Below are 7,667 nucleotides of genomic sequence, written 5' to 3' on the forward strand. Positions count from 1 at the left end.
GGCGCGCCGGCTCGCCCTCGGGCGCGGGCTCGGCCTCCTCCACCGCCTCCTGCGCGGCGAGCGCCTCGGCGTAGGCGCGCACGGCCTCGGCGGGGGTGCCGCAACCCGGGCAGGCCAGGGCTCCGTTGAGGTGTCGGCGGCAGGGGTGGCAGTAGTCCATGACGTAGGGAGGCTAGGCGCCACGCGGCGAGGCAAGAAGACGACACTGTGAAACTTCTGTGCGGAAGACGCCCTTCCGGTGCGGGCCGATCCTCGCAGACCCATTGACACCCCCACAGGGCCGTCCTTACTGTCACGCCACGATTTCGAACGCATGACGAAATTTCGAACAGGACGGGGAGCAACGGCCTTGCGCATCACGGGAATCAGCACACATGTGGTCGGCACACCGTGGCGGAACCTGACCTACGTCCAGGTGCACACCGACGAGGGCATCACGGGTGTCGGCGAGACCCGGATGCTCGGCCGGACGGACGCGCTCGTCGGCTACCTGAACGAGGCCCGGACCAACCACATCGTGGGCTCGGACCCGTTCGCGATCGAGGACCTCGTGCGGCGCATGAAGTACGGGGACTACGGGCGGGCCGGCGAGATCGTGATGTCCGGCATCGCGGTCATCGAGATGGCCTGCTGGGACATCAAGGGCAAAGCGCTCGGGGTGCCCGTGTGGCAGCTGCTCGGCGGCAAGGTGACGGACCGCGTCAAGGCGTACGCCAACGGCTGGTACACGACGGAGCGCACGCCCGACGCCTACCACGAGGCCGCGAAGCGCGTCATGGAGCGCGGGTACCGGGCCCTGAAGATCGACCCGTTCGGCACCGGGCACTTCGAGCTGGGCCACGAGGAGTCCCTGTACGCGGTCTCGCTGATCGAGGCCGTGCGGGACGCCATCGGTCCGGACGCCGAGCTGATGCTGGAGATGCACGGGCGCTTCTCCCCCGCCACCGCGATCCGGCTCGCGAAGGAACTCGCGCCGTACGAGCCGGCCTGGCTGGAGGAGCCGGTGCCGCCGGAGAACCTCAAGGCTCTGGAGAAGGTCGCGGCCAAGGTCGACATCCCGATGGCGACCGGCGAGCGGATCCACGACCGGATCGAGTTCCGCGAGCTGTTCGAGAGCCAGGCCGTGGACATCGTCCAGCCCGACGTCGGCCACCTCGGCGGCATCTGGGAGACCCGCAAGCTGGCCGCGACCGCCGAGACGCACTACATGCTGGTCGCCCCGCACAACGTGGGCGGTCCCGTGCTCACCGCCGCCTCCCTCCAAGTCGGCTTCACCGCACCGAACTTCAAGATCCTGGAGCACTTCAACGACTTCGCGGACGCCGACATCAAGAAGGTCGTCAAGGGCGCCCCACAGGTCGTGGACGGCTGGTTCGAGCTGTCACACGAGCCGGGCCTCGGCGTCGAGCTCGACGTCGACGCGGCGGCCGAGTTCCCGCAGCAGCAGGCGAAGTTCGACCTGTGGGCCGAGGGCTGGGAGAAGCGCGCCCCGAAGGCGGACCGGTGAGCTCCGCGGTCGTCGTCGACGGTCCCGGCCGGCACCGGCTCGTCCCGCACACACCGATCGCCCCCGGCCCGGGCGAGGCCCGCGTCCGGGTGCACGCGGTGGGGATCTGCGGCAGCGACCGCGAGGTCCACCAGGGCAACCGGCCCGCGGCCTACGTGCGGTACCCGGTGACGCCCGGCCACGAGTGGTCCGGCGTCGTGGAGGCCGTCGGCGACGGCACACCGGCGGCGCTCATGGGCCGCAAGGTCGTCGGCGAGGGCTTCCGCAACTGCCAGGTGTGCGAGCGCTGCCACGCAGGTGACACGACCCTGTGCACCGCCGGGTACGAGGAGACGGGCTTCACGCGCCCCGGGGCGATGGCGCCCACGCTGACCCTGCCGGCCCGGCTGCTGCACGTCCTGCCCGACGGCGCGGACCTGACCGCCGCCGCGCTCCTGGAACCGGCGGCGTGCGTCGCCGCCGCCGCACTGCGGGCCGCCGCGGCGCCGGGTGCGCGGGTGGCCGTCGTCGGGACGGGAACCCTCGGGCTGCTCGCCGTGCAGATCCTCGCGGCAGGCTCACCCGCGGACCTGCTGGTCGTGGGCGTGGACCGCGAACGAGAGCCGCTGGCACGGGAGTTCGGGGCCACCGCCTTCCTGCCGCACGACGCGGAGCTGCCCGCCGACCGCGACGTCGTCATCGAGGCGGCCGGGTCCGCCTCGGCCGCCGGGACCGCGGCCGCGCTCCTGCGGCGCGGCGGACGGCTCGTCCTGACCGGACTGCCCGCGCCGGGCGCGGCCGGCCTCGATCCGACGGACCTGGTGGTGCGGCAGCTGGAGGTGCGGACCGTGTTCGGCGCACCGCCCGACGCCTGGGCGCACGCGGTCCGGCTGTTCGCGGCCGGGCTGCTCAGACCCCGCCCCCTGGTGACCCACGAACTCCCCCTGGAGAGCTTCACGGAGGCCATCGGACTGGTGGCCTCCGGAGACCCGAAGGTGGGCAAGGTGCTGCTGCGCCCCTGAGGGCCGTCCGGGCGCCGGCCCGGCCACCCCGCGACACGATCCCGAACCTCGTCGCGACCCCGAACGCCGTCGCGATCCCGAACCCCGTCCGACATGTCGAACGACGCACGAGAAGGCCTCCGTGACCGACACTCCCCGCCGCCCCGGCGAACCCGCCCTGTCCGCCCTGGGGCTGAGCGCCCCCGCCCCCCGCCCCGACGACGCCAGCCCGCACACGTTTCCCGACGGCGGCACCTGGCGCGTCGAGATCCCGTCGGTGGAGGGCCCGGAGGCCCTGGCCGCGGTGCTCGACGAGGCCGCGCGCCTGGACGTGCCCGTCCACCGGATCAGCCAGGGCAGCGGCGTCTGGATGCTGCGCGACACCGAGATCCTCGAGATGGCCGCGGCCACCGCCGAACGCGGCATCGAGCTCTGCCTGTTCACCGGCCCGCGCGGCACCTGGGACACCGGCGGCTCGGTGCGCACCGACTCGGGCGGCGCCGGGCTGCGCTCCCGGGGCCACGACGCGGTCGCCGGCTGCGTCGAGGACGCCGTGCGGGCCACGCAGCTGGGCGTCACGTGCCTGCTCGTCGCCGACGAGGGCGTGCTGTGGACCCTGCACCGGGCGCGCGCCGCGGGCGTCATCCCGGCCGGCACGACGCTCAAGGTCTCCGCCCTCATCGGGCCCGTCAACCCGGCCGCGTACGCCGTGTACGAAGGGCTGGGCGCCGACTCCCTCAACGTGCCCAGCGACCTGACCCTCGCCCACCTCACCGAGATCCGCCGGGTGTCGGCCGCGCCCATGGACATGTACGTCGAGGCGCCGGACGACCTGGGCGGGTACGTCCGGATGTACGAGATCGCCGAACTGGTCCGCCGCGGCGCCCCGTTGTACCTGAAGCTCGGGCTCGCCAAGGCCCCCTCCCTCTACCCCTACGGAGCCCATCTGCGCGACGTCACGCTCGCCACGGCGCGGGAGCGGGTGCGGCGCGGCCGGCTCGCGCTCGACCTGCTCGAGCGGCACGGCGCGGCGGGCGGAATGTCCCCTCTGGGCAGCCGACTGCCCGGATCCCTCCGTCGTTTCGACACGGCCCAATAACGTTCCCGGCACACAACTTCCCAGGTTCAGACAAGGCCGCGCAGAATCCGACACATCTCGTCTCGGTCGACCTTGTCCCCACCGTGCACTCGCGCAGCCCGACCGAATCTGCACTCACACCCAAGGATGATGACCATGGCAAACCGCCGAGCCGCACTCGTCGCGACCGCCGCAGGAGCAGCCCTCGCCCTCACGCTCACGGCCTGCGGCCAGAACAGCGAGGGCGGCAGCGAGGAGAAGGCGGGCAGCGCCAAGGGCGGCACGGTCGGCATCGCGATGCCGACCAAGTCCTCCGAGCGCTGGATCGCCGACGGCAAGAACGTCGAGAAGAACCTGCAGTCCAAGGGGTACAAGACCAAGCTGGTCTTCGGCGAGGACGACCCCGACCAGCAGGTCGCGCAGATCGAGAACCTGATCACGCAGGGCGTCAAGGCCCTGATCGTCGCCGCCATCGACAACAAGTCCCTCGGCAACGTGCTCCAGCAGGCCGCCGACGCCAAGATCCCGGTCATCGCCTACGACCGGCTGATCCTCGACTCGAAGAACGTCGACTACTACGCCTCCTTCGACAACACCAAGGTCGGCGAGCTGCAGGCGAGTTACATCGTCGACAAGCTGGGCCTGAAGTCCGGCAAGGGCCCCTTCAACGTCGAGCTGTTCGCCGGCTCGAACGACGACAACAACACCCGCTACTTCTTCGACGGCGCGATGAGCGTGCTCAAGCCGTACATCGACGACAAGAAGCTCGTCGTGCGCTCCGGCCAGACCGCGCTCAACCAGGTCACCACGCTGCGCTGGGACGGCGCCACCGCCCAGAAGCGCATGGACGACATCCTCACGAAGTCGTACAAGAGCGCCAAGGTCGACGCGGTCCTCTCCCCGTACGACGGCATCTCGATCGGCGTCCTGTCGGCGCTCAAGTCCGACAACTACGGCAAGGGTTCCAAGCCGCTGCCCGTGATCACCGGCCAGGACGCGGAGCTGGCCTCCGTGAAGTCCATCATCGCCGGGCAGCAGACGCAGACCGTCTACAAGGACACCCGCGAACTGGCGAAGGTCGCCTCGAACATGGTCGACGCCGAGCTCAACGGCAAGAAGCCCGCGGTCAACGACACCAAGACCTATGACAACGGTGCCAAGGTCGTCCCCTCCTACCTGCTGAAGCCGGTGAGCGTGGACAAGGCCAACTACCAGGAGGTCCTGGTGGACGGCGGCTACTACACCGAGGGCGACCTCAAGTGACCCCCGTCCGCACTGCCCCCACTGACTGAAAGGCACGACCATGGCGGGACCCGTCCTGGACATGCGCTCGATCGTCAAGACCTTTCCCGGTGTCAAAGCGCTCTCGGACGTCACGCTGACCGTACGTCAGGGCGAGGTCCACGCCATCTGCGGCGAGAACGGCGCCGGCAAGTCCACCTTGATGAAGGTGCTCTCGGGCGTCCATCCGCACGGCACGTACGACGGCGAGATCCTCTTCGAGGGAGAGGTCTGCCGCTTCAAGGACATCAGGGCGAGCGAGCAGCACGGCATCGTCATCATCCACCAGGAGCTGGCGCTCGTACCGTTCCTCTCCCTCGCGGAGAACATCTTCCTCGGCAACGAGCACGCCCGGCGCGGTCTCATCGACTGGCGCGAGACGCTGAAGCACGCCAGCACGCTGCTGCGCCGGGTCGGTCTCACCGACCATCCGGAGACCCGGGTCTCCGACATCGGCGTCGGCAAGCAGCAGCTGGTGGAGATCGCCAAGGCGCTGTCGAAGGAGGTGAAGCTGCTCATCCTCGACGAGCCGACGGCGGCGCTCAACGACGAGGACAGCGGCAAACTCCTGGATCTCATCCTGGAGTTGAAGCAGCAGGGCATCACCTCGATCATCATCTCGCACAAGCTGGGCGAGATCCGGCGGGTCGCCGACTCGGTGACGATCCTGCGCGACGGGCGTTCCATCGAGACGCTCGACGTGAAGGCGCCGGAGACCACCGAGGACCGCATCATCTCGGGGATGGTCGGGCGCGACCTCGACAACCGCTTCCCCGACCGCACCCCGCACCACCCCGAGGAGGGCGCCGCGCCCGCCCTGGAGATCCGCAACTGGACCGTGCACCACCCGATCGACCAGCAGCGCAAGGTCGTCGACGACGTGTCGATCGAGGTGCGGCGCGGGGAGATCGTCGGGATCGCGGGCCTGATGGGCGCCGGCCGCACCGAGCTGGCGATGAGCGTCTTCGGGCGCACGTACGGCCGGCACGCGGCGGGCACGGTCCTCAAGGACGGCAAGGAGATCCGCACCAAGACCGTCGCGGAGGCGGTCGGGCACGGCATCGCCTACGTCACCGAGGACCGCAAGCACTACGGCCTCAACCTCATCGACACGATCAACCGGAACATCTCGCTGGCCGCCCTCGGCAAGGTCGCCCGGCGCGGCATCGTCGACGAGCACGACGAACGCCAGGTCGCCGAGGGCTACCGGAAGTCGATGAACATCAAGGCCCCGACGGTCTTCGAACCCGTCGGCAAGCTGTCCGGCGGCAACCAGCAGAAGGTCGTCCTCAGCAAGTGGATCTTCGCCGGGCCGGATGTGCTGATCCTCGACGAGCCGACCCGTGGCATCGACGTCGGCGCCAAGTACGAGATCTACACGGTCATCGACCAGCTGGCCGCGCAGGGCAAGGCGGTCGTCTTCATCTCCTCCGAGCTGCCCGAGCTGCTCGGGATGTGCGACCGCATCTACACGATGGCCGCGGGACGGCTGACCGGTGAGGTCGCGCGGGCCGACGCCACGCAGGAAGTGCTGATGCGCCAGATGACCAAGGACAAGCAGAACCCGCAGGACGCGCAGGACCCGCAGGACCCGCAGGACGGGACGGCCGAGAGGGACGAAGAGGTAACCCGATGAGCACCGACGTGACCGACAAGAGCCCGGCCGCCGCGCCGCCGGGCGGCTCCGCGGGCGGGGGCCTGCTGCAGCTGGTGCTTGACGGCCTGCGCCGCAACATGCGCCAGTACGGGATGCTGATCGCGCTCGGCCTGATCGTGGCCCTCTTCGCGGTGTGGACCGACGGCGACCTGCTGCTGCCGCGCAACGTCTCCAACCTCGTCCTGCAGAACAGCTACATCCTGATCCTCGCGATCGGCATGATGCTGGTGATCATCGCGGGGCACATCGACCTCTCGGTCGGCTCGCTGACCGCGTTCGTCGGCGCCTTCGCGGCCGTGCTCACCGTCGAACACGGCGTGGCCTGGCCCGTCGCGCTCGTGCTCACGCTGCTGGTGGGGGCGGTGGCCGGGTCCGTCCAGGGCTTCCTCATCGCGTATCTGGGGATACCGTCGTTCATCGTCACCCTCGCCGGAATGCTGCTCTTCCGCGGTCTGACGGAGATCCTCCTGAAGGGGCAGACCGTCGGCCCGTTCCCGGGCGGCCTGCAGAAGATGGGCAACGGCTTCCTGCCGGAGGTCGGCCCGAACACCAACTACCACAACATCACGCTGCTGCTCGGGCTCGTGCTGATCGTCTTCGTGGTGGCCCAGGAGGTCCGGGACCGCCGGCGCGAGAAGGAGTTCTCGCTCCAGGTCCTGCCGCGCAACCTCTTCCTGCTCAAGCTCGTCGCGATCGTCGCGGCGATCCTCGTCGTCACGATGCTGCTCGCCAGCTACGAGGGTGCGCCGATCGTCCTGCTCATCCTCGGCGTCCTCGTGGTGGGCTACGGCTACGTGATGCGCAACGCCGTCTTCGGCCGCCACATCTACGCGATCGGCGGCAACCTGCCCGCCGCCAAGCTGTCCGGCGTCAAGGACAAGAAGGTCACCTTCCTGGTCTTCCTGAACATGGGCGTGCTCGCGGCGCTGGCGGGCCTGGTGGTCGCGGCCCGGCTCAACGCGGCCTCGCCCAAGGCGGGCCTGAACTTCGAACTCGAGGCCATCGCCTCGTCGTTCATCGGCGGCGCCTCGATGAGCGGCGGCGTCGGCACGGTCCTCGGCGCCATCATCGGCGGCCTGGTCCTCGGCGTCCTCAACAACGGCATGAACCTGCTGAGCGTCGGCACCGACTGGCAGCAGGTCATCAAGGGCCTGGCGCTGCTCG

The 7,667-nt window shown here is 69.9% G+C and carries 6 protein-coding genes; all 6 read left to right on the forward strand.

Going from position 1 to position 7,667, the window contains the following annotated elements; all coding sequences use genetic code 11:
- Positions 1 to 349: 349 nt before the first annotated feature.
- Positions 350 to 1,507 carry a mandelate racemase/muconate lactonizing enzyme family protein gene (locus GTW43_RS26340; RefSeq protein WP_161304462.1) on the forward strand — a complete coding sequence of 386 codons (1,158 nt, stop codon included), beginning with the start codon at positions 350 to 352 and terminating at the stop codon, positions 1,505 to 1,507.
- Positions 1,504 to 2,508: an alcohol dehydrogenase catalytic domain-containing protein gene (locus GTW43_RS26345; RefSeq protein ID WP_161304463.1), complete on the forward strand. Its 1,005-nt coding sequence runs from the start codon at positions 1,504 to 1,506 to the stop codon at positions 2,506 to 2,508. Before GTW43_RS26340 ends, GTW43_RS26345 begins: the two co-directional genes overlap by 4 nt.
- Positions 2,509 to 2,629: 121 nt before the next feature.
- The gene (locus GTW43_RS26350) at positions 2,630 to 3,586 is read left to right on the forward strand and encodes a hypothetical protein (RefSeq protein WP_161304464.1); all 957 of its coding nucleotides are present in this window, start codon (positions 2,630 to 2,632) and stop codon (positions 3,584 to 3,586) included.
- 135 nt (positions 3,587 to 3,721) lie between these two features.
- Entirely contained in the window at positions 3,722 to 4,828 is a 1,107-nt protein-coding gene (gene chvE / locus GTW43_RS26355) for a multiple monosaccharide ABC transporter substrate-binding protein (protein ID WP_161304465.1), read from the forward strand.
- Between the two features lie 40 nt (positions 4,829 to 4,868).
- Complete coding sequence (mmsA, locus tag GTW43_RS26360) at positions 4,869 to 6,482, forward strand: multiple monosaccharide ABC transporter ATP-binding protein (RefSeq protein ID WP_237536821.1); 1,614 nt, start codon at positions 4,869 to 4,871, stop codon at positions 6,480 to 6,482.
- A partial coding sequence (gene mmsB, locus GTW43_RS26365) for a multiple monosaccharide ABC transporter permease (protein WP_161304466.1) occupies positions 6,479 to 7,667 on the forward strand: 1,189 nt, incomplete at its 3' end. The genes mmsA and mmsB, both read left to right, overlap by 4 nt.

Source organism: Streptomyces sp. SID5785 (genome assembly GCF_009870065.1).
Lineage (GTDB): Bacteria > Actinomycetota > Actinomycetes > Streptomycetales > Streptomycetaceae > Streptomyces.

Bases quoted from the DNA above. Each gene is read 5' to 3' on its own strand.
- chvE (WP_161304465.1), top strand. From the start codon at position 3,722: ATGGCAAACCGCCGAGCCGCACTCGTCGCGACCGCCGCAGGAGCAGCC.
- mmsA (WP_237536821.1), top strand. From the start codon at position 4,869: ATGGCGGGACCCGTCCTGGACATGCGCTCGATCGTCAAGACCTTTCCC.